We start from the raw sequence: 21862 nt of genomic DNA on the forward strand, positions 1-21862 counted from the left end.
CTAGCAGGGGAGGCCCCGCCAGGGCATCGACTATTACTTAGGCAGCAAGCGTCCGGATACCGATGACCAGGGTTGCGGCACCCAGCACCATCGAGGTTGTCACCAGCATGAAATGGACCTTCAGGAACCGGGTGGGAGCACCACGGTCATCCCTGGCCCGGGGGTCCATGAACACCCTGCGCAGGAACGGAGGCCAGACGACAAGGGTCCAGACTCCGGCGACGATCAGGACAATGGACAGAGCGAGTGGCAGCTCCATCAGCGGTTCTCCAGCCAGTTCTTGGCCTCGGCGGCCTGCATGTTCAGAGCCTTGCCGATGTACGGCTCAGCTGCGGCAGCGATCTTGGCGCCCATGAAAGGGATGGAGGAGTTGACGTTGCCCTCGACGTCCACGCGCGTGGCGGTGCCCTCTGCGATCATCCGCTGGACGGCGTCGACCGAGACAGGTGCACCCGAGACGCTGATCGACACCTTCGCCTCGCGGGAGCCATCGGGCTGCGGTGCGGCCCAGTGCTCGGTCTGGGTGACGGTCAGGGTGTCGCCGACGAACTTCCGGGCGAAGTCCGGCAGGCGGGTTGTGGGCAGCGTGCGCACTGCGGTGAGGGTGAAGGCGGAGGCGGTGTCGCCGTCGACCGTTAGGGACTTGAGCTCCCCTCCGACGCGCTCGCTCGTGTGCTTGAGAAACGCTTCATCGGTGAAGACATTGGTCACCGTTGCAACGTCGTAGGGCAGGGTGGTTGAGGCGCTGAGTGCCACGAATCCTCCGGAGTTTGAGAGTTTTGAGTCCCGTACATCCTATGTGAGGTTCTTGTTGAGGTATTCGGTGGCCCACTCTTCCAGTTGCCCGGTAGTCCAGATGGGCGTGGCGACGAGGAGGACTTCGCGGTCTTCGCGGAGAACGCCGGTGATGCCGTCCTGCTTCTTGAGCTGCTTGGCGAGCCGGTCCACGGTGCGGGAGTGTTCGTGGGCGATGTCCTCGCGAAAGGAGAGTTCTAGTTCGCGTCCCCGGCGCGGGTCATCGCCGAGGTCTTCCACCTCGACGAGCGGCTCGTCCCCGCCGGCGGTCTTCTCGTCGCCGCCGCTGTCCTCGACGTTCAGATTGTCGATGACGGTGCGCGTACCCGGCGATCGCATCGTCCGGCGACTCCCGGATGCCGAGGAGAACAGCCTGCGCGTTGACTTGTGGCACGCCGGGGAGGAAGTTGTGGCAGTCGTCGATCACGTCAGGCCTCTGGTTTGGGGCGTCGACGTGCTCTGCGCGGTAGTGTTAACGCCGACTCCCGGGATTCTGCGAATTCCCGGGTTTTCGTGCTGTCTTTGTGTTGCCCAGTACCTCTGAAGGAACGCTATGGCCCCCACCGGACCTACTCTCAACGGTCTTCGCGCTGCCCTGCAGGAGGACGCCTCCTTCGCCCGGGTGCGGACCAACGCGTCCCGCTCCGTTGCGGACCGCAGCACCGATCTTGAGATCGGTGCCCCCACCGGCCTGCGCGCCGCGCTGCTCGCGGAGATGGTGGACGGCCTGACCGAGGCAGGAAACGACGATGACGGCTGCGGCGGCGCGCAGCCGGTCGTAGTGGCCGTCACCGCCACCGGCCGCGAGGCCGAGGATCTGGCCGCTGCCCTGCGAAGCTACCTGCCGGCGTCGTCCATTGAGGAGTTTCCGAGCTGGGAGACGCTGCCGCATGAGCGGCTGTCACCCCGCTCGGACACGGTCGGCCGACGTCTGTCCGTCCTCCGGCGGCTTGCCCACCCGGGCGCCGACCCGGTGCGCGTCATCACCGCGCCGATCCGCGCCGTCGTGCAGCCGCTCGTCGCCGGGCTGGGCCAGCTGGAGCCGGTCGCGCTGAAGGTAGGGGAGGAGCGCGGGTTCGACGCCGTGGTCCGCGCGCTCGCCGATGCCGCCTACTCCCGGGTGGACATGGTCACGCATCGTGGTGAATTCGCGGTGCGCGGCGGCATCATCGACGTCTTCCCACCCACCGAGGACCACCCCCTCCGCGTGGAGTTCTTTGGCGACGAGGTGGACCAGATGCGCTGGTTCGCTGTCGCTGACCAGCGCTCCCTGCCCACCGACGGTGACCGCGGCGCTCCCACCGAGCTGTACGCGCCGCCCTGCCGGGAACTGCTCATCACACCGTCCGTGATGTCCCGCGCCGCACATTTGAAGGACCAGCTGCCCGCCGCGGCCGGGATGCTCGAGAAGATCGCCGGCGGCATCGCCGTCGAGGGCATGGAATCGCTCGCGCCGGTGCTGGTTGACGCCATGGTGCCGTTTGTCGGCGAGCTGCCCGCCGGGTCCATCGCCGTCGTCGTCGAGCCCGAAAAGGTGCGCGCGCGAGCCCACGACCTCGAAGCGACCAACGAGGAGTTCCTTCAGGCGGCGTGGGCAACAGCGTCCGACGGCGGCGCTGCACCCGTCGACCTGAGCGGCCAGCTGGGCGCCGACCTGGAAGCGGCCAGCTTCCGGTCACTGGTGGACACCCGCTCTTCGGCGATCGTGAACAGCGTGGCGTGGTGGTCAATCACGTCCTTCGGATCCGACGACCTGCTGACCGACGTCGACAGCTTCACCGTCGCGGCGCGCGAACCGCGCGGCTACCAGGGCGACGTCGCCGAGATGATGGAGTTCATCGGCGGCCGGGTGCGCGACCAGTGGCGCGTGGTCGTCGCGACCGAAGGCCCCGGGCCGGCCCAGCGTCTGGCCGAACTGTTCCACGATGCCGACATCCCGGCGTCGCGCGTTGAAGCCCTCGACGGGCCGCCGCAGCCGGGGATCATCGAGATCACGACGGCGTCCGCCGGCCGTGGGTTCGTGCTCGACGGGCTGAAGCTCGGGCTGCTCACCGAAGCGGACCTGCTGGGCCGGACCACCGCGTCCGGCACCCGCGACATGCGGAAGATGCCCTCAAAGCGGCGCAACGCCGTCGACCCTCTGCAGCTGCGCGAGGGCGACTTCGTGGTGCACGAACAACACGGTGTGGCCCGGTTCGTCGAGCTGATCCAGCGGTCCACCGGTGCGGGACCGACGAAGACCATCCGCGAATACCTGGTGCTGGAGTACGCGCCGTCGAAGCGCGGCTCGCCGGGGGACCGGCTGTTTGTGCCGACGGACCAGCTGGACCAGGTGACCCGCTACGTCGGCGGCGACACCCCTGCGCTCTCGAAGATGGGCGGCTCAGACTGGGCAAAGACCAAGAGCCAGGCGCGCAAGGCCGTCAAGGAGATCGCAGGGGAGCTGATCCGCCTGTACTCGGCGCGCATGGCGTCGCGCGGGCACGCGTTCGCCCCGGACACGCCGTGGCAGCGCGAGCTTGAAGAGGCCTTCCCGTACATCGAGACGCCGGACCAGCTGACCACGATCAACGAGGTCAAGGCCGACATGGAGCGGGAAATCCCCATGGACCGCCTCGTCTCCGGCGACGTTGGCTACGGCAAGACCGAAATCGCCGTCCGGGCCGCATTCAAGGCTGTGCAGGACGGGAAGCAGGTGGCCGTGCTCGTGCCCACCACTCTCTTGGTGCAGCAGCACTTCGAAACATTCTCCGAGCGGTTCTCCGGATTCCCCATCCGCATCCGTGCGCTGTCCCGGTTCCAGACCACCAAGGAGTCCAAGGAAACGGTGGAGGGGCTCAAGAACGGTTCGGTTGATGTGGTGATCGGCACGCACCGGCTGCTCTCCACCGAGGTGCAGTTCAAGGACCTCGGCCTGGTGATTGTGGACGAGGAACAGCGGTTCGGCGTCGAGCACAAGGAAGCGCTGAAGAAGATGCGCACCAACGTGGACGTGCTCGCCATGAGTGCAACACCGATTCCGCGAACCCTGGAGATGTCACTGACGGGAATCCGGGAGACGTCGACGCTCGCGACGCCGCCGGAAGAGCGGCACCCTGTGCTGACCTATGTGGGCCCGTACACGGACAGGCAGACGTCCGCGGCGATCCGGCGTGAGCTGATGCGCGAGGGGCAGGTGTTCTTCGTGCACAACCGGGTATCCTCGATCGACCGGACGGCTTCGCACCTGCAGCAGCTGATTCCGGAGGCGCGCGTCGCCGTGGCGCACGGGCAGATGAGCGAATCGCGCCTGGAGCAGATCATCGTGGACTTCTGGGAGAAGAAGTTCGACGTCCTGGTCTGCACCACCATCATCGAGACCGGGCTGGACATCTCGAACGCGAACACGCTGATCGTGGACCGCGCGGACAACTATGGTTTGTCACAGCTGCACCAGCTGCGCGGACGCGTCGGTCGTGGACGCGAACGGGCGTACGCGTACTTCCTGTACCCGTCAGAGAAACCGCTGGGCGAGGTGGCACTGGAGCGGTTGAAGGCCGTAGCGTCGCACAACGAGCTCGGCGCCGGCATGCAGCTGGCTCTGAAGGACCTCGAAATCCGCGGTGCGGGCAACCTCCTGGGCGGGGAACAGTCCGGGCACATCGCGGGTGTGGGATTCGACCTCTATATCCGGTTGGTCGGCGAGGCCGTGGCGAACTACCGCGGCGAAGCCGAGGAGAAGGCCGCCGAGATGAAGATCGAGCTGCCGGTCAACGCGCACCTTCCGCACGACTACGTACCGGGGGAGCGGCTGCGGCTTGAGGCGTACCGGAAGCTCGCGTCGTCGGTCACTGACGCTGCGATTGACGAGGTGGTTGAGGAACTCAAGGACCGTTACGGCGACCTGCCCGCACCGGTTGTCAATCTCGTCGCCGTGGCCCGGTTCAGGGTGCAGGCGCGCTCCGTCGGTCTGACCGACGTCGCGCTGCAGGGCAACTTCATCAAGTTCGCTCCGGCCAACCTGCCCGAGTCCAAGGAAATGCGCCTCAAGCGGATGTACCCGGGTTCCTCCGTGAAGCCCGCGATGAACGCGGCGCTGATCCCGAAGCCGAAGACGTCTTCTGTGGGCGGCCGGGACCTCGCCGACGCCGCGATTCTCGAGTGGGCGCAGAACGTGATCGACGCGGTGTTCACAGCCTGATTCGGCCGGCCATAGCGAAGTTCGAGGTGTTTCCCCGGACAACGTGCGTAGTGGGTACCCGAAGCAAGTAGTCGGGAGTGGTAACCGGTGTCTGGAAACAGGTACTGACCACTCGTGATCCCCCATTTTCCCCTCCCTAGTCTGAAGTACTTCACTGCTGGGACGAAGGAACGTGGTTCGAATGAACTATTTAATGCGCACGCAGGTAGGGTATTCCGCCGCACCGACACTGGGGGACGAAAGCCACAACCCAGTTCCGCCGTTTGTGGGCCGGACAGAGGTTTGCAACGGCATTTTCTCAGCACTGACGTCGGGTAATTCGGAAGGGGCCGTCATCCTGGGGGAACCGGGGATAGGAAAGTCCGCCCTCGCCCAGCATGTGGCCGGTCACCTCTCCGACACTGAGCACGTAGTTCCCCTCCGTGGTTCACGGTTCGGTTCCACGGTGCCCTATGGTGCGTTGAGTATTCTTCTCGCCGACCTTGACGAGGACCTGCTCAATCATCCCGTTCAGCTGCTTCACGGCATCACGAGGGTCCTGCGGGAGCAGGCCGGGGACCGCGAAATCATCATGGTGGTGGACAACGCCAATTACCTGGACTCGTCCTCAGTGATGATCATCGGACAGCTGATGGTGCATCACGCCGTACGGGTCCTCGCCGTCTGTCGGGACCTTTCCACGGCCCCTGATTATGTTGCCGCACTATGCCGCGCGAAGTCTCTGGTCCGCTTTGACCTTCCACCCATGACACAGCAGGACGCGGGACTGCTGGTGGCAGCCGAACTGGGCCATCAACTCTCACGTGAAGCCGTCCGCGCGCTCTGCCGGCACAGCGGGGGAAACCCGCGCTGCCTGCGTCTGCTCAGCCAGGACTACGCGGCGTCCGGAGCACTCGAACTGCGGCACGACGTCTGGGTAGTAACCCCTCGGCCCGTCACGATGCGCCAGCACACGCGCGATGTCATCTGCGAGCCGCTGTCCGTACTGAACACAGCGCAGCGTGACATTGTTGATCTGGTGGCCGCAGCCGGGACAGTGCCCTGGGCGGACCTCGGACCGCTGGCTGACGCAACGGATCTGGATGACCTGCAGGAACGCGGGATCCTCTCTCTCGGGCCGGACTACCCGCTCACCGTTTCACTCACCAACCCTTTGCTGGCCGAAGCCGTCCGGGGCGGAACGCCTGAAAGTCGCCGGACAATTCTCCTTGACCGGATTTCAAAATCCGCGCCCCCGGCCGCTCCGCCGTCGGCGCGGCTCACGACGGAACAGCGGGTCCGGCCCATCGCTCAGGAGAAGGTTCGCCGGCTGCACGCCGAGCCAAGGCTCGCACAGGCACGGCTGGCTTCCTCGCAAGGAAGATACGGTGACGTGACCAAACTGCTAAATCTGAAGGATCTCGACCTGGGCGACCTGACGCCCGAATCGGCCACACTGGCCACGGCACTGCTTTGCGAGGCGCTGGCAATGACCGGACGGCCAAACGATGCGCTGGAACTGGCCGGTGCAGCGGGATTACATGTCGATGCGGCAGCTGAGGTGACCACCCCGGCCGCGCAATGCTTGTCCCATGCCCACCTGGCCATGTGGGCATGGACAGGCGTTCCGGACTGCAGTCCGCAGGGCTGCACACGGCTTGGCAATGCCGGCGGCACAATGGAGGAACTGGCCGACGGCTTGCAGTTGGCATTCGGGGGAAGGGCTCGGGAGGCACGGGAATTCCTGGTGCCCGCCCTGCGCCAACTGGAGGTCGATGACCCCGACGGAATGGCATCACTGGCCGCCGCTGCTACCGCTTACTGCCTTGCCTTGACCAATGACCCGACCGCCACGCACTTCTCTTCTCTGGCCAGGGCGCACAGTGCAGACTCCACCTGGCTGTCCAGCAGGCTCACCAGATATTTCCTCGCGTTGGCTTGCGCATTGAGCGGTTCCGCCGACGACTCCGCCAAGGAACTCCTGGCTCTGTCCAAAGAAGCCAAAACCATGGGCAACGCCACCCTGGAGCTGTTGAGTCTCTCCAGTGCACTGCGGTTGGGCGACAGGAGCCTGACCGACCAGGTGCTGGCCGTCAGCACGTCCTGCCAGGGTGTCTTCGCCCGCCTCTGCGAGCTCTACGCCAAGGGGCTGGACAATTCGGATGAGCAGATGATGCTTCAGACCATGGAGCTGGCCCACGAACTGGGCAATCTACTGTTCGCCGAAGACGCGGCGGCCGCCGCCCGCACATTCGCCAGCGCTACGGGGCGCCGGGGCGCCGTCCGTCACGTCCGGCGCCGAGTCACCGCCACACTGGCGGGTGGGGCCGACCTCGAGAGCCGATACGCACCGACACAACTGGAGGGCTTGACAGCTCGCGAGGAGGAGGTGACCCGGCGGGTTGTAGCCGGGAAGAACAACAGGCGGATAGCTCAGGAGCTTAATGTGTCGGTCCGCACGGTTGAAGGCCATCTCTATCAGGTGTACGCAAAACTGCACGTTCACAGTAGGCGGGAACTTGCAGGCATGTTCACCGCGGACCTCCATACAACACAGTGAGTGGGCACGGAGACTGTTCTGACCTGGTGGGACGAGAGCAGATAACGGTCGCGGCAACAGCGAGCGTGCGGCACCCGGAATTGCGGGGGGCAGTGATCTACGGTGATGCCGGAATGGGTAAGTCCGCCGTGGTGGACTGCATAGTTGCCGGTCTGAGCCGAGAGGTGAAACCTTTCCATTTGAGAGCCAGCGCGGCGCTCGCCGGTGTTCCCTACGGTGCGCTGTCCGATTTCCTCGTTGGTCTTCAGGGCAAGAGCCTGAAATCACCCGTTGTTGTGCTGCGCTGGCTCCGAAATTTCTTCGCCCAGGCGCGCTCGGAGAGCCGCCTACCGCCCCTGGTGGTAGTGGACGACGCGCACGAACTGGATGAACACACCAGCCACGTCCTGGAACAGCTGTTGGTGGCGGGCATAATCAAGCTTCTTGCCACGACGCGGAACCACCGGAGGCAGCCGGAGGTGATCATGGCCCTCAGCCGTGACGGGCTTTTGGCGCAATTCACCCTGGCGCCGCTCACCGAGGTGCAGGTCACGGAGATCAGCCGGCGGTTTCTTGGCGGACGCGTCGGAGCGGGCGCGGCCGCCATGCTGACCAATTTCTCCCAGGGCAATCCCTTCCTGCTCGAGGCGCTGCTCTCCAGCGGACTACGCACGGGTCAGCTTGTACAGCGCAACGGTGTCTGGCTTGCCCGCGAGGGGCACGAACTGGAAGACCCTGCCCTCCTGGATGCCGTACACAGTCTCCTGGAATACGGCACAGCTGAGGAGCGGCGCGTTCTGCAGGTGATTTCACTGGTGGAGCCTGTTCCGATGTCCCTCGCACTTCAGCTGGTTGACGCAGCAATCCTGGAGAAACTGATCAGCGCCGGAAACCTGGACATCGCCGATGCGAGAAACGAATGCCTGGTATTCCACCACCGATTGGCCGCGGAACTCCTCCGTAGAGAGGTCCCGGTGGGACGAAGCGCCGAAATTCGCAGGCACGCTCTTGACACCATGGGGCAAGCCCTACCGGACGCCATCGGTTACACCCGGTGGCTCACCTGGACCATGGATACGGGAGGGACCCCCGCGGGCGCTGAGCTGCTGGACGCCGCCCGGCGGGCCTACGCAGCGTTCGACCCCCGGTTGGCTTTGCGGTTCGCCTCAACGATCACGGAGCCGTCGCTCATCATCGCCGCCCGCGTCCAAGTGGCGCTCGCCTACCTTCACCAGTCCGACGTCGTCAAGGCCACGGCCGTAATTGACGGCACTCTGGAGGCCGCAACAGATCATCCCACCTTGAGCGCAGCAGCCATGGCTGCCGTGCAAATCGTCCTCCGTGCCGGCGGCGCGGCGGATGACGTGCATGACATTGCCGACCGCTGGTCCGATGCCGCCGGCACCCTCACCGAGAACACCGCCGCGATGCCGGGGGATGGTTTTCTTCCCGTGCATCCCGGCAGCGAGCTGCTGCATTGCTACGCACTCAATCTTGAAGGCAGATACGCGGAGTCCTTCCGCAGCCTCAACAGGATCATCGCCGCAGAACACCCCAACGCTCAGGTGGGTATCCTTGCCGACATCCTCGTGGGCGAGGCCCTCGGCGCAACCGGGCAAGGTTCGGCCGGTGCGGAAGCGACGCTGCGGGCCATCGAAAAGATCGAGGCGGATCCGGCTCTGCTGGAGTATTACCCAGCGGCCGTTTACCGGCGCCTCAACATTCTGCTGCAGGGTGGCTGGGCTGAGGAATTCGCGAAGCAGCTCACCCGGCATGCCCGCCATGCCCCGGAGAACCTGCTGTACTTCGGTGACGCCACGCCGGCCTTACAGGCAATTCTGGAGATCAAACAGGGACAGGTGCGTACGGGATTGGACCACCTTGCCGCCGGCATCGAGGCTCTGCGTGAACGCGACCTCGACCTGATGCTGCCCTACGCCCTGGGCAACGCGGCTTTGGCGGCGATGCTGCTCGGTGAGCAGGAGCGGGCCAAGCAGTTCGCCGCTGAGGTTGCGGCCGTGCCCTACTACAGATCCCGGCCGCAGCGCCTGGTGGCCAACGCCTACGTGATGGCGGCACGATTGGGCTTGCACGCAGCACACGACGACGCCACGGCACTCCTCCAGCATGCCTCCGAAGCGCGTATTGCCGGAATGACCGCCGCCGAGAAGGAAATCCTCGAATTGCTTACGCTGGTGGGCGGCGTTTCCCATCTGGAACGGCTCCTGGACGCCACCGAGAATTTCGACGGTCCGGAGGCTGAAGCACTGCACGTCTGCTCAGCCGCGCTGCTCTCCGGCGACCCACAGCGGATGGCGGACGCCGGCACTGAAGCCGACGCGCTGGGCAAGCATCTGATCGGCGCCGAATGTCTGGCGCGCGCCGCGCGGGTCTACGAGGACCAGGGGAAAACCGGGCGTCAACGATCCGTCCTGCAACAGCTTCGGCTTCACAATGCCGGCCTGGCGGGGGTGAGGACCTATTTCGTGAACCAGGGCGATGTTTCCACCGGGTCCCTCACCGGGCGCGAGAAAGAGATTGTGCAGATGGTCCTCAACGGCGCCACGAACCGGCGGATCGCTGAGATCCTGACAGTTTCACCACGCACCGTGGAGGGACACCTGTACCGGATCTATACCAAGCTCGGCGTCAGGCGCCGGGCTGACCTTGGTCCGGAACACCTGCGGAACTAGATGCGACGGGAATTGAATACTTCACGGATCATTCTGATTAGTGGAGTATGTACGTCCGCGATTCCTTGGGATACCCGAGTAGTTTGCAGGTGAATTACCGTAATTCGCTTCAGAAGACGAGTGTCTTGCAGTCGGGCGGATAATTCAAAGCGGTCCGGCGCCGCAGGGGTGTTGCTCTTTCCTGGTCCTGCAGTTTGTTAGGCGGTGGGTGGAAGGACCGCTATGCGCACATTCACGAGGTTCACCAGAGCGCGTAAGTACGCGAAAAACTTTTAGAGTATTGGCTACTCGTGTTCGGTATCGGAGCGGCTCGTATGGTTGAAATCGGCGGGTCGACAGATCCGTCTCTGAAGCCGACGATGAGGAAATTCTCCGTGGAACCTCTCGATACTATTGAACAAGCAAAAACGCTACCGGCGAGATACGAGCACCTCCAGACGCGGCGGCGTAGCGCGGTCGACCTGGAAGTTATTATCCCCGCTTACAACGAAGCCGGCAGGCTACCATCCACGCTCAGCAACACCGTTGACTTTCTTAGAAAGCAGCCGTGGGATTCGCGGATAGTGGTCGTCGACAATGGTAGCGCTGATGACACTGGGTATGTCGTTCGCAGGTTGTCTGCCTCGAACAGTGCAGTTCCAATCACGCTCATTGGTTGCTCTCGCCCCGGCAAAGGCGCGGCTGTTAGAAGGGGACTGTTGAGTGGAACTTCCACCTACACCGGCTTCTTCGATGCGGACCTGGCTACGCCCCTTGATACTCTGACCGCTGCCATGGAGCACCTCAAGCTTGGAGCGAGTGCCGTCATAGCATCGCGTCATTCTCCGGGGTCAACGTTCGTGCGGCGCCAGCAGTTCGGACGCAGGCTGGGCGGCGCTGCTTTCCGCGTCATGACCAGTTCGATGGTCCACGGTGTTTGCGATACGCAGTGCGGTTTCAAATTCTTCGAGCGCGGGGCCATCACCCAGGCGATGGTGCAGTGTAGAACAGCTGGATTCGCCTTTGACGTTGAAGTACTTCGACGTATTCAACGCGAAGGCGGGAGGATCATCGAGATCCCCATCGCGTGGACGGACGGGGCCGGCTCGACGTTCCATCCACTCCGTGATGGGGTAGCCAGCTTCGCATCCCTCGTGCAGATGCAGCGCCTGCTATGAGCTCGGCACGGGAAGCTTCGCCCCTGAAGGATCTTGCCGGTAAGCATGTGTTGGTCCTGAACTGGAGGGACATCCAACATTCACAGGCCGGTGGTGCGGAGCAGTATATGCACCAAATTTCGAAGCGCTGGGTAGAAGCCGGTGTAGATGTGACCTGGTTAACCGGCCGCGATATACATCAAACGCCTACAGACACTATCGACGGTGTCCGTATCCTTCGGGACGGTGGGCCGATGACAGTGTATTCACAGGCGGCGCTGAGTCTTCTACGAACGCGGCGGAGGATAGACGCGGTGGTCGACTGCCAAAATGGCATTCCTTTTTTCTCGCCGTTGTTCGTGACGAAACGAACTCCGGTAGTGCAGGTGGTGCATCACGTCCACCAGAAACAGTTTCGAACTCGTTTCTCCCCGCCTGTTGCCGCCTTCGGCAGGTACCTGGAAGGGAACGCTGCCAGGACTATCTATGGTGCGCGGGCAATCGCTGCTGTATCGCCCTCCACACGGATGGAACTGCGCAATCTCGGTTATCAAGGGCCCATCCATATTGTTCCCAACGGTACGGGCGCGGTCCCCGAGACAGTCGGACCGCGGGACCCGGACCCAACCATCACTATCGTCAGCAGGCTGGTGCCGCATAAAAGGGTTGACATCCTCATCGGGCAGATCGCGGCAGCGGCAACCCGGATCCCGAATCTTCGCGTGGAGGTTGTGGGGGACGGTCCGGAGCGGGCACGGCTTGAGCAGGTCGTGTTGGACCTTGGAATGTACTCCAACGTCACTTTCCATGGGTATCAGCCGGACTCTGTAAGGGACGCCTTGCTGAACCGCGCATGGTTGACGCTGAGCGCTTCTGACGCTGAGGGGTGGGGGTGTTCCGTCATAGAAGCAGCGGCCTGGGGCGTACCGTGTCTGGCCCTGAGGGCACCCGGCATCCGCGACAGCGTGGTCGACGGGACAACCGGGTGGTTGGTGGATTCGGTTGCGAACATGGGGGTTGCCCTCAACGAACGCCTGGCCGACCTTTCTGATCCGGAAACGAGGAATGTGTTTTCGCAGGCATGCCAGCAGTGGGCACGCTGCTTCGATTGGGACCGAAGTGCGGCGCTCTTGGCGGGAGTGCTGATGGAGGAGACAAAGGGAACTCCGCGTCGTCGGGGCCGCAATTGGAGAGGGTCCCGTCGTGACATCTCCACCATTGCGCGATTCGATGCGCCGACAGGGGTGGATCTGTCCAGCGTCCTGGCTGCCACGGACGAGGTTGCCGAAAATAGAGGAAAAACTGTTGCAATCCTCAAGGGTTGCGATGAATTCGAGGCGTCGGTTGCGCTGAAGAAGGTGGGCGTGGAAGACGCCGAGCTGTGGTTGGCCACGCGCAGTGAGCTACTTGCGGGACCCCACATGGCCCTCAACGCTCAAGGTAGTTTGTGGAACTGAACGCACACTCGGAAGGACTAAGAAAATTGGGGACCGGCAGCGCTTCCGCTGTGAGTGGTGCGCATCTGCGCATTCTTCACTTGGGCTTCGAAGATCCCTTGATGCCGGGGGCCGGCGGAGGATCGGTGCGAACCCACGAAATCAACAAACGCATTGCAGCATGCGGTCATTCAATCACGGTGTTCACCACGAGGTATCCGGATTGGTCCGCCCGTTTTCTCGATGGCGTGCAGTACGTTCCCATCGGGTTCGGTCAGGGAAGGACCCGCCTTGGCCGGCTGTTGGGGTACTGCTTTCGGCTGCCCTGGGAAACATGGAAACGTCGGCCTTCAGTGGACCTGGTGGTGGAGGACTTCTTCGCCCCTTTCTCCACCATGGCCGCCCCGTTATGGACAGGGAAACCGACTATCGGGATGGTCCAGTGGCTGCATGCCCGCGAGAAGTCCCGCGAGTACAAGTTGCCTTTCCACTGGATCGAGCGGGCAGGGGTGCGCCGTCACCAACGTCTGATTGCTGTCTCCCACGGCACAGGCGACCAGCTGAGACAACTGAACCCCGCTGTGAGCGTGGATGTGATCGGCAATGGAATCGACATGCGTGCTCTGGACGTTCCGTCACAGTTGGGCACTGACGTCGTCTACATCGGCCGGCTGGAATTTGCGGGCAAGGGCATCGATCTTCTCCTTGAAGCGTGGAGGCAGGCGTCAAAGAAGATCGACGGAAATCTTGTCATCGCAGGAACCGGCCCTGATGAGCAACAGATTCGCGACAAGATCGCGGCTCGAAATCTCGGCGACCGCGTCCGTCTGGTCGGCTGGATCCGCGGCCAAATGAAGTTTGAGATGCTGGCGGCTGCACGAGTGGTAGTGGTCCCTTCCCGGGCGGAGACATTTGGCCTGGTTGCCGTGGAGGCGCTGGCCTCGGGCACGCCGGTCATAGCCTTCGATATACCTTGCTTGCGGGAGGTGGTGCCACCGGGATGCGGCTGGGTGGTTTCTCCCTTCGACACAAAGGAACTGGCCGACGAAATCGTCAGGCGCTACAACGACGCCTCCGGTCTTGCCGCCGCAGGGGCAGCAGGCCGAAGGTTCGCCTCAGGCTTCAACTGGGACGTCCTTGCGTCCAGCCAGTTGGACGCCTACTACGCAGCGTTGCCCGGCGCCGTGCCTCTTAGCTCACACGCGGGGAGGGGGTAGGTGACATCCGCGCCGCCGTCGTATCTTGGGCGCTCCTTGTCCACCAATGAACCGTGGCTGTTTCTTTCGCCCCACCTCGATGACGCCGTTCTTTCCTGTGGCGCGCTCATCGCTTCGGAGGCCGGCAAACGCGATATTGCGGTACTGACCCTTTTCACAGAATGCAGTCCCACCCCGCATACCAGGGCGGCCAAGGCCTTCCTGCGGCAATGTGAAGTGCAGGATGCCGGATCGCTTTTCGAGGCTCGTAAGAAGGAGGACGCCACCGTTCTCGCCGGGCTCGGCGTGCAGTCCAGGCATTATGGAGCTACAGATGCGCTCTTTCGGCGGCGAAGGGAAACTATCCCGGGCAGTTCCGTCGTGGGGAAGACGCTGCCTGAACTGGTGCACCGTTACCCGACCTACAGGTTCGACATCGCCCTTGGACGGGTCTCCAGGGGCGATACAGGCTTGATCGAGGAGCTGCAGGACACAGTGAGCGAGGAGATTGAAAGGCTAAAGCCCGGATTGGTGTTCTGCCCCTTGGGGGTGGGTAAACATGTCGATCATCTGATAACCAGGACAGTGGGCGAAGAGTCAGCCGACCGCGCAGTGTTCTACTCGGATTTCCCGTACAACCAGAATCAGCAGCCAGACGCGGCCTTCCTGAGGAGCCGCGACCTCAGGGCATGGTATTGGGGCGACGGAATTGAGGACAAACATCAGCGCGTGCGTCAGTACGTGACACAAGCAGACGCGCTATTCCCCGACGGCCGGATTCCTGTTGCTCCGGAGATCTACTACTCCTAGCCCCGCTTCTCCCGCCGACTCACACCCAGCAGTCGCTGGCGTCCCGTGAGCACCAGCCGTTTGACCCGGTAGAACAGTTGTGGGGACAGCGCTAGCAGACGCTGCTTGATAGCTCGCTCGATGGCCTTGAACGTGCGGCGTGCCAACGGGGGCTTCCCGTAGCTTTCGATGACTTGAACGTGGGTGGCGAAATCCCACTTATAGGTCTCTGCACCTTGCAGTAAATCGAAACTTTTGTGTCCTTCGCGGTAGCTGTATTCCAGCATGCGCAGTAGCAGTTCCCTGCCGACCCCGTAGTTCGCAAATGCAGGATCGTAGGCAGGGATGAGGGACGAGTATCCAGGCTGGCTCAGGAATCCAGCGTGCACAGCGACATATCTCTCGCCAACTTGCAGCGTCGAAAGGACGAGATGGCCGTCCTCGAACAGGCCTCTCAGCATGGCAAGGGCGCGGGGATCTTCGAGGGTTTCGTGTCCGCCTTCGTATTGCTCGGTCTTCCACTTGATGCAAAGATCCAGCGCCTCGATATCGGGGTTGCTGAAAGTAAAAGTTGGGTCACCGTACACCTCGCATAACCGTCTTAACTTTCGACGTCGCGCTGGAAGCAGATTCTTGCTTCGTTTCTTGATGAGGGCCAGATACTCGTCCCAGGTGGCAAACCTCTCCCAGATGATCAGGGGTGCCGGGTCTTGATCTGTTGCCGGAACCGATGCCGCCGGGTCTTCGTCCTCGAGGGCGATCATGGAGGTCACGAGCTTCGGAAGGTAATCGATGGTTCCGTGGACGGAGCCATTCGGGGGAACAGATGTGACGTAGTCGTAGAACGGGCCGGTCGTCAGAACTTTTTTTCCGTTGACTTCAGCGAGCCGGACATACCGCCCCCCAATCTCATGCACCTTGAAGTCGAATGTACTCGCCCGGTAATAATCTCTGGCCAGAGCTGTCAGGAAGGCATCAGTGGCAAAGAAATGCATGCTTTTTGTCCTAAGGATCACCTGGATATGGAATTGGAAGTTTGCAGCTTAAGGGTTGCCCCGCAGGGTCAGTATATGGGTCCGATCGAAATGTGGAAGGCGAGTATCGCAGATCCTTTTTGACTCCGCTTTCCAAGTAGTTTCCTGTCTGGAAGCGAGTGGTCGGTACTCGTGTCAGGCCCTTATGCCTGCCCGTACTCTGGGGTTTCGTACCCGAGTGTCCCATTCAGGGGTGCCCGTGAGGATATAGGGGAACACGTGACAATCGGTCCCATCGCTGACCTCCAGACTGGCCTGGGACCTCTGCCCGTTGATTCGGAAGGGTCATTCGGGAGCGCCAGCGTTGCGCGGCACGGCGTGCTCTTGTCGGTGGGAGCCGGAGTTGTTGGGGTTCTCAGCTACGTTGTCACACTGCTCATGGTCAATTCCTTGAGCTCCACAGACTTCAGCCAGTTCGCGGCTGCCCAGATGATGCTTGGCACTGTAGGCATTGTCACGTCTGCCCTTGTTCCTTTACCGCTTTCCCATGCAGTAATTGCCCACCCGCAGGGTTCGGAACAGCGGCGTGACGCTATGGCGTTCTCCGCACTGGTATCGGTGATTGTGGGATTGCTGGCGGCGTTGGTAACCGGAGTCATCACTGCAGGCCTGGGTTCGGCACCAACGGCCGCAATGGTTGCACTTTCCGCATTTGTCCTATTCATCGGAGCGGCACCGTCCGGGTGGTTCCAGGGAGAACTGCGCTTCATACGGTACTCGGTGCTGTCTGTGAGCGAGGTCCTGGTCCGACTGATTTTCTCCCTCCTGGTTGTGGCGTTCGCGTGGGGTGCACCCGGTGCTGTCCTTGGCTTCGCTCTAGGCGGGTTGGCCCTGCTGGTTACGCCACGGGCTTTTGTCCGAGACCTCACCTGGCGTCCGTGGGTGCTGCGTCAGAAGTGGCGATGGGCAGAAACCGCCGATATAGCGCTCACGCTCTGCGTCGTATCGGTCCTGGTGGGGATCGACGTGGTACTTGTGGCCTTCCTTGACGGCGGCTCGACCGCGGCCGCAGGATTCCAGGCCTTGGCGTCCATAGCGAAAGCTCCGGTGTACGTAGCAGCGGGAACGGTCATCGTGGTGTTTCCGCTCCTGCGCCGGCCCGGCGCTGACATCGCTCCCATACTCACCGAGGCGTTGCGTTCCTTTGCCCGGCTGGCATTGATCGCGTGTGCCGTCATCGCCACCGTTCCGTTCGTGCTGGTTGCCCTGGTCATGCCGGAGAAGTACCACTCCTCGTTCGCCCTGTTGCCCTGGCTTGCGCTTTCAGGGCTTGGCTATGCCACACTCACGGTTTTCACCACAATCCTTCTGGCATTGCGCGCTTTCCGACGCTGTCAGTTCGGGTTGCTTGCAGCATCAGTTCTGGTCCCGGGGAGCCTATTTTTGGGGTGGGAGTGGGGAGGCGTTCCCGGCCTCGCGATTGGTTGTGCGGCTGGTGCGATCGCGGCGGCCTGCGTTTCGGCGGTGACCGCACTTCCATTTCTCCCCCCGCAGTCAGGCCGTCTGGCGGCCAAAGCCATCGCTGGAGGGGTCTGCCTCGCGCTGTTACTGAAACTCGCAGGAAACCAGCCCCTGATCTGGGTTCTGGCTGTGTTTGTCACCGGACTGGTAGTCCTTGCTCAGCTAAAGAAAGGAAACACCGTGGAGAGGACACGTGGCCTTCGGTTGCGGTTAGGGCAACGAGTCGAATTACCCCGCTGGGTTCAGCAGCTCGCGGACCCAGCCCGGTCAACAGGAGCTGGCTCGACAGTTGCAGCCAGGGGACAGGAAACGGAATCCGCGGTCCCCGCTGGGCGGAGCCTGCCGGTCACCCTCGCCTCCTTCTTCCTGTGCTTTGGGATAGCACTCGGGGTGCGGGCCATAGGGCTTCTGCAAGCCTTTGAGCTGTGGGTGGACGAGATGCTCTATGCGCAGCTGGGCCAGTCGATCAGCAACGGAGAGTTGATCCCGCGGCTTCCGGATGGTCCGTTCTTCCTTCACCCGCCCGGGTTTTTCCTGGTGGAGGCCGGCGTCATCAATGTATTTGGATTGACGGGCGACCCAGTCGAATTGGTGATGCAGCTGCGCTGGCTGAATGCAGTCTTGGGGGCCCTGACTGTAGGGTTGGCGTTTCTCGTGGTCCGCGCAGCGGGGTCCACGAATGCGGCCTGGGTGACTGCCGGACTTTTGAGCTTTGAACCGTTCGTCCTGCGCAGCAACAGTCACGTTTTCCTGGAGACCCTGGGGATGGCCGCTGTGACCGCCAGCCTGGCAATACTGGTGGTGCAGCTCAAGTCACGCGCGCTCAACCTCAACCGTCCGCTGCTGCTTTGCGCCGGTTTGATCTTCGGTTTTGCGATTCTGACCAAGGACTTCTTCGCGCTCTGTACTGTGGTGCCCGTTCTGCTGGCAGTGGTATGGCGCCGAACAATCAGAGTGCAGGATGCGGCCGTCATTCTGGTGGGAGCCGTCGTGCCGTACCTGATCTACATGATGGTTGTGATCACCCAGGGGATGCTGCCGGATTGGATGATGGCCAAGGAGAGCGGCGTTCGGCGCCTGATCGGTCTCGACGTCTTCACAGGCTTTACCGCCGAGGGAGCGCCAAGCTTGCTCATGCGTCTGTTTGATAATCTCAGCCACTTCGGCACAAGCTACCTGCTGTTGGGACTGTGCCCGCTGGCCGCGGCGTTCCTGTGCTTCAGTCTCCATCCGGAGCGTCGCTTGATTGGGTTGATGGGCCTGACGCTAGGGATTTATGGCATCTACAGTGCTCTGTTCGGCACGTTCGAAGAAAACTATGGCTATGCAGTGATGATTGCGGCAATATTGAGCACCGGGTTGCTGGGTGTCGAGATTGTGGATCGGCGACCCGATTTCCGAATTCCTGTCATCACTGCCGCCATGGTGCTGATGGTGCTTACCGTGACCCTCGGAATTCGGCTTGAAACCTCGACCGACAACGGTTTTGTGCAGGCCAAACGCTGGGTAAGCCAGAACCTTCCGGCAGACGCAAGAGTCAGCGTTACCAATAGCACCGGTGAACTCGCGTTTGAGAATGATCCGCGCTTCGGCATCTGGCCTTCAGCCGAACTGATGCAGGAGAACGGGGCGGATTACATCCTGACGCAGTCGCTTCCCACAAGTCAGGGATATGGATACATGCAGCCGGCCATGCACAAGTGGCTCGAAACAAATGCCACTCCTGTCTTCCAGCAGGAGGGCCTCACCAATGGGAAAACGACCATCTGGCGTGTGGACGACAGCGTGCTGGACCGGGGTGCAGAAGAGGGAGTAGGAACTCCCACCACTTACGGAACAGGGCTATAAGGGCGCATCGTCCCAAGGGTCATGGTGCTGGGGACATCCTCTAACTGTAGTTTCGATTGTCCTTCACGACGTTCCCGGGACCTTCGGCTACCTTGATGGAGCCTCCTCCGAAGGTCTCGTTGTCCTCCACGCGGATGTTTTTCAGATCGCCCTTGAAGACCACTGAGGATCTGTCATTGCGGAAGAAGGTGTTGCCGATTATCGCGATGTCGTGCACGGACTGGGTGCCGCCGTCGTAATAGCCGGTTCGGATACCGGAGGGCGAACCCCAGAACCGGTTGTTTTCAATAGTGATGTCATAAATTTCGTGACCGGAAACAGCGAGTTGCATGCCGGCGCCGTGGGCGCCGCCGCGGACATCGTTATCCCGGTAGACGACGTCGTAGACTTCCGCGCCAATCGTCTGAGCTACCAGGCCGTCGTCGCCGTCGGCGCCCCGGCGCTGATCAACGCGGTTCCCCACCACAGCGCCTGAGTGTGAGTCCGTGACGTGGATGCCATCCAGCTGGTTGTACTTCCCGGATGAATCAGCCACTGTCGAACTGTCGCGCACGCAGAAGTTACGGCTGCCCACAACAGCTATGGAGTAGGTAAAGGGATTCCTTGTTGCCACCCCTTCAACCAGTGCGTTGACGGAATGCCGCACGTCAATGAGGTATTCGTTGAGCCGGCCGGGAACATTCCCATCGAGAACATCGCCGCTCTGGTCTGCCGTCAAATCGGCAATCGTGACGTTGTCTGCTCCCTCGGTGGTGACCAGGGGGTGCCCACCAAAAGGTCCTTTCGAGTCCATGAAGCGGCTCGAAGCTTTGAGCACAGTCTCTGGCCCCGAGCCCCTGAGCGCAACGTCATCCTTGAGCCAAAGTGGGCGGTGGATATCGAATTGTCCGGTCGACAGCTGAACTATTCCTCCACCCTGGCCGGCAGCAGTGTCAATCGCCTCCTGGATCGCGTCCGAGTTACCAGCTGCGGACGCATTGACCTGCAGGACCCTGGTCGCGCTGCTGCCGGTCGCAACACATCCGCTGCTCTCGCCGGCGCCGAGCGTGAAGGCGGTCCCGGCCGCGCCAACCACAATCACCAGCAGCAGCGCCGCCTTGAATCGGTTGGTACTCATGAGTGAACCTTCGCTCCCACAAGGGATGTAGGGAGTTCCTTACGCGGGCGAAGCTCTAGTCACCCTATGGAACTCGGTAGAACCTCTCTTCAGGATACTGGACCCGAAACCGCCCCGGAATGGGTGCCGGACTGTGTGCTTCCTGAGAAATCCGAGTGGAAACTACTCGTGTCTCGGCGCAGAAGAGCTGCCTACTCTTAACCTTTCAGCACCGCTTCGCAGTCTTGCCCCCTCTGTGGAAGCGGGGCTCCTGAGCGGGCCGGCAGCAGTTCGTCCACGTGACGAGGGTGAGCTCCTTCGCTGCTGCCGGTCTTTCAGGAGTCAGAACGTCTTATTCCAGCTCGGGCCCCGGTCGGTGGTCCACTTTCCCCGGGTTCCAGGCGGGTGTTCGGCGTGTCGGCGAGGACGCGCCGTCGTCGTCGGCTTCTGGCAGCAGAAGATTGGGGGATCCGGGCCGCGCCAGCGGCGGGAAAGTAACCGCGCGTGCTCGGTTACCCGGTGGTAAAGTCGTAGCGTCCATGCGGGTCCGACCACCTGTCCCGGCGCTATCGATACCCCCGGCCAACTACCGATAAAAGGGTGCGGCGGGAACCGTTCCGGCATGGGAGCGAGTAGAAGTATGGAGAACATGTGACCATGGAAACCACGCGCGCCGGAACCACCGTTGCACCGGCGTCGCGGGCCCTGGACGTAATCGGTGGAGATCTCACCGAACGCAGCCTGCGCCGCTACCTCGAAGGCATTCCGGGCGTCGACGCCGTGGGCCTCGAAGCCCGCGCCGCAGCCCTCGGGACCCGCTCGATCAAGACCACCTCCAAGGCCTGGGCGCTGGACACAATCATCCGGCTCACCGACCTCACCACGCTTGAGGGCGCGGACACACCGGGCAAGGTCAAGTCCCTGGTGGCCAAGGCATTGGTTCCGGACCCTGACGACATGTCCACCCCCCGTGTTGCCGCGGTGTGCGTCTACGGGGATATGGTGCCGCACGCTGTGGAAGCGCTGGGAAGCGCGCACGACGACGGCGCTCCCGGCCGCATCAACGTCGCCGCGGTGGCGACCGCCTTCCCCAGCGGCCGAGCGTCCCGCTCAGTGAAGCTCTCCGACACGTCCGACGCCGTCGCCGCCGGAGCAGACGAGATCGACATGGTCATCGACCGCGGCGCGTTCCTCTCCGGTCGGTACGGCCAGGTGTTTGATGAGATCGTCGCTGTCAAGGAAGCGTGCAAGCGCCCCGACGGTACCTATGCGCACCTGAAGGTCATCCTCGAAACCGGCGAACTCAACACCTACGACAATGTGCGCCGAGCCTCCTGGCTAGGCATCCTCGCCGGCGGTGACTTCATCAAGACGTCAACGGGCAAGGTCGCACCGGCCGCCACGCTTCCGGTCACGCTCTCCATGCTCGAGGTCGTCCGCGACTGGCACCGCCTCACCGGCGAAAAGATCGGCGTGAAGCCCGCCGGTGGCATCCGCGCCTCGAAGGATGCCATCAAGTACCTGGTCACCGTCGCGGAAACTGTGGGGGAGGAGTGGCTGCAGCCGGACCTGTTCCGCTTCGGCGCCTCAAGCCTCCTCAACGACGTGCTCCTGCAGCGCCAGAAGCTCACCAGCGGCCGCTACTCCGGCCCGGCCTACGTCACGATCGACTAAAGGACC

General features: G+C 62.5%; 14 protein-coding genes. 9 read left to right on the top strand and 5 right to left on the bottom strand.

Features of this window, described 5'->3' with window-relative positions:
- Positions 1-37: 37 nt before the first annotated feature.
- Genes AC4D1W_RS02840 through AC4D1W_RS02850 form a run of 3 tightly spaced genes read right to left on the bottom strand, consistent with a single transcriptional unit; the run spans position 38 to position 1134 of the window.
- Positions 38-259 (bottom strand): SCO4848 family membrane protein, encoded by a 222-nt coding sequence (locus AC4D1W_RS02840; protein ID WP_490890718.1) that lies wholly within the window; start codon positions 257-259, stop codon positions 38-40.
- Positions 259-756: a DUF2505 domain-containing protein gene (locus tag AC4D1W_RS02845; protein ID WP_490897741.1), complete on the bottom strand. Its 498-nt coding sequence runs from the start codon at positions 754-756 to the stop codon at positions 259-261. The genes AC4D1W_RS02840 and AC4D1W_RS02845 overlap by 1 nt, the downstream gene beginning before the upstream one ends.
- A 39-nt stretch (positions 757-795) precedes the next feature.
- On the bottom strand, positions 796-1134 hold the full coding sequence (locus AC4D1W_RS02850) for a hypothetical protein (protein WP_490897742.1): 339 nt from the start codon (positions 1132-1134) through the stop codon (positions 796-798).
- Between the two features lie 214 nt (positions 1135-1348).
- Here AC4D1W_RS02850 and mfd point away from each other — a divergent pair, with 214 nt between their 5' ends.
- The 7 genes from mfd to AC4D1W_RS02885 all read left to right on the top strand — a co-directional run bounded on the left by mfd (position 1349) and on the right by AC4D1W_RS02885 (position 14764).
- Positions 1349-4975 (top strand): transcription-repair coupling factor, encoded by a 3627-nt coding sequence (gene mfd / locus AC4D1W_RS02855; RefSeq protein WP_490897743.1) that lies wholly within the window; start codon positions 1349-1351, stop codon positions 4973-4975.
- A 181-nt stretch (positions 4976-5156) separates the two neighbouring features.
- A complete protein-coding gene (locus AC4D1W_RS02860; RefSeq protein WP_490897744.1) occupies positions 5157-7514 on the top strand; it encodes a LuxR C-terminal-related transcriptional regulator in 2358 nt (785 codons plus the stop codon).
- 26 nt (positions 7515-7540) lie between these two features.
- The gene (locus AC4D1W_RS02865; protein WP_490897745.1) at positions 7541-10186 is read left to right on the top strand and encodes a LuxR C-terminal-related transcriptional regulator; all 2646 of its coding nucleotides are present in this window, start codon (positions 7541-7543) and stop codon (positions 10184-10186) included.
- A 314-nt stretch (positions 10187-10500) separates the two neighbouring features.
- Complete coding sequence (locus AC4D1W_RS02870) at positions 10501-11343, top strand: glycosyltransferase (protein ID WP_490897746.1); 843 nt, start codon at positions 10501-10503, stop codon at positions 11341-11343.
- Positions 11340-12779 carry a glycosyltransferase family 4 protein gene (locus tag AC4D1W_RS02875; RefSeq protein WP_490897747.1) on the top strand — a complete coding sequence of 480 codons (1440 nt, stop codon included), beginning with the start codon at positions 11340-11342 and terminating at the stop codon, positions 12777-12779. Before AC4D1W_RS02870 ends, AC4D1W_RS02875 begins: the two co-directional genes overlap by 4 nt.
- Positions 12780-12880: 101 nt before the next feature.
- Positions 12881-13975 carry a glycosyltransferase family 4 protein gene (locus AC4D1W_RS02880; RefSeq protein ID WP_490897748.1) on the top strand — a complete coding sequence of 365 codons (1095 nt, stop codon included), beginning with the start codon at positions 12881-12883 and terminating at the stop codon, positions 13973-13975.
- Complete coding sequence (locus AC4D1W_RS02885; RefSeq protein ID WP_490897749.1) at positions 13976-14764, top strand: PIG-L deacetylase family protein; 789 nt, start codon at positions 13976-13978, stop codon at positions 14762-14764.
- On the opposite strand, the gene AC4D1W_RS02890 is transcribed toward AC4D1W_RS02885, so the two are convergent.
- Entirely contained in the window at positions 14761-15738 is a 978-nt protein-coding gene (locus tag AC4D1W_RS02890; protein WP_490897750.1) for a GNAT family N-acetyltransferase, read from the bottom strand. The two genes, AC4D1W_RS02885 and AC4D1W_RS02890, sit on opposite strands and share 4 nt — an antisense overlap.
- 258 nt (positions 15739-15996) lie before the next feature.
- On the opposite strand from AC4D1W_RS02890, the gene AC4D1W_RS02895 reads away from it, so the two are divergent.
- The gene (locus AC4D1W_RS02895) at positions 15997-19086 is read left to right on the top strand and encodes a phospholipid carrier-dependent glycosyltransferase (protein ID WP_490897751.1); all 3090 of its coding nucleotides are present in this window, start codon (positions 15997-15999) and stop codon (positions 19084-19086) included.
- Positions 19087-19126: 40 nt separating this feature from the next.
- Here AC4D1W_RS02895 and AC4D1W_RS02900 read toward each other — a convergent pair whose 3' ends face one another.
- Positions 19127-20203: a glycoside hydrolase family protein gene (locus AC4D1W_RS02900; RefSeq protein WP_490897752.1), complete on the bottom strand. Its 1077-nt coding sequence runs from the start codon at positions 20201-20203 to the stop codon at positions 19127-19129.
- 636 nt (positions 20204-20839) lie between these two features.
- Between AC4D1W_RS02900 and deoC the strand changes: the two genes are divergently transcribed.
- Complete coding sequence (gene deoC, locus AC4D1W_RS02905) at positions 20840-21856, top strand: deoxyribose-phosphate aldolase (protein ID WP_490897753.1); 1017 nt, start codon at positions 20840-20842, stop codon at positions 21854-21856.
- Positions 21857-21862: the final 6 nt, after the last annotated feature.

It is taken from the genome of Arthrobacter sp. TJ-170 (assembly GCF_058269305.1).

Coding starts and splice junctions, on each gene's coding strand:
- AC4D1W_RS02840 (WP_490890718.1), bottom strand. CDS start 259: ATGGAGCTGCCACTCGCTCTGTCCATTGTCCTGATCGTCGCCGGAGTC.
- AC4D1W_RS02850 (WP_490897742.1), bottom strand. CDS start 1,134: ATGCGATCGCCGGGTACGCGCACCGTCATCGACAATCTGAACGTCGAG.
- mfd (WP_490897743.1), top strand. CDS start 1,349: ATGGCCCCCACCGGACCTACTCTCAACGGTCTTCGCGCTGCCCTGCAG.
- AC4D1W_RS02860 (WP_490897744.1), top strand. CDS start 5,157: ATGAACTATTTAATGCGCACGCAGGTAGGGTATTCCGCCGCACCGACA.
- AC4D1W_RS02870 (WP_490897746.1), top strand. CDS start 10,501: ATGGTTGAAATCGGCGGGTCGACAGATCCGTCTCTGAAGCCGACGATG.
- AC4D1W_RS02875 (WP_490897747.1), top strand. CDS start 11,340: ATGAGCTCGGCACGGGAAGCTTCGCCCCTGAAGGATCTTGCCGGTAAG.
- AC4D1W_RS02880 (WP_490897748.1), top strand. CDS start 12,881: ATGCCGGGGGCCGGCGGAGGATCGGTGCGAACCCACGAAATCAACAAA.
- AC4D1W_RS02890 (WP_490897750.1), bottom strand. CDS start 15,738: ATGCATTTCTTTGCCACTGATGCCTTCCTGACAGCTCTGGCCAGAGAT.
- AC4D1W_RS02900 (WP_490897752.1), bottom strand. CDS start 20,203: ATGAGTACCAACCGATTCAAGGCGGCGCTGCTGCTGGTGATTGTGGTT.
- deoC (WP_490897753.1), top strand. CDS start 20,840: ATGGAAACCACGCGCGCCGGAACCACCGTTGCACCGGCGTCGCGGGCC.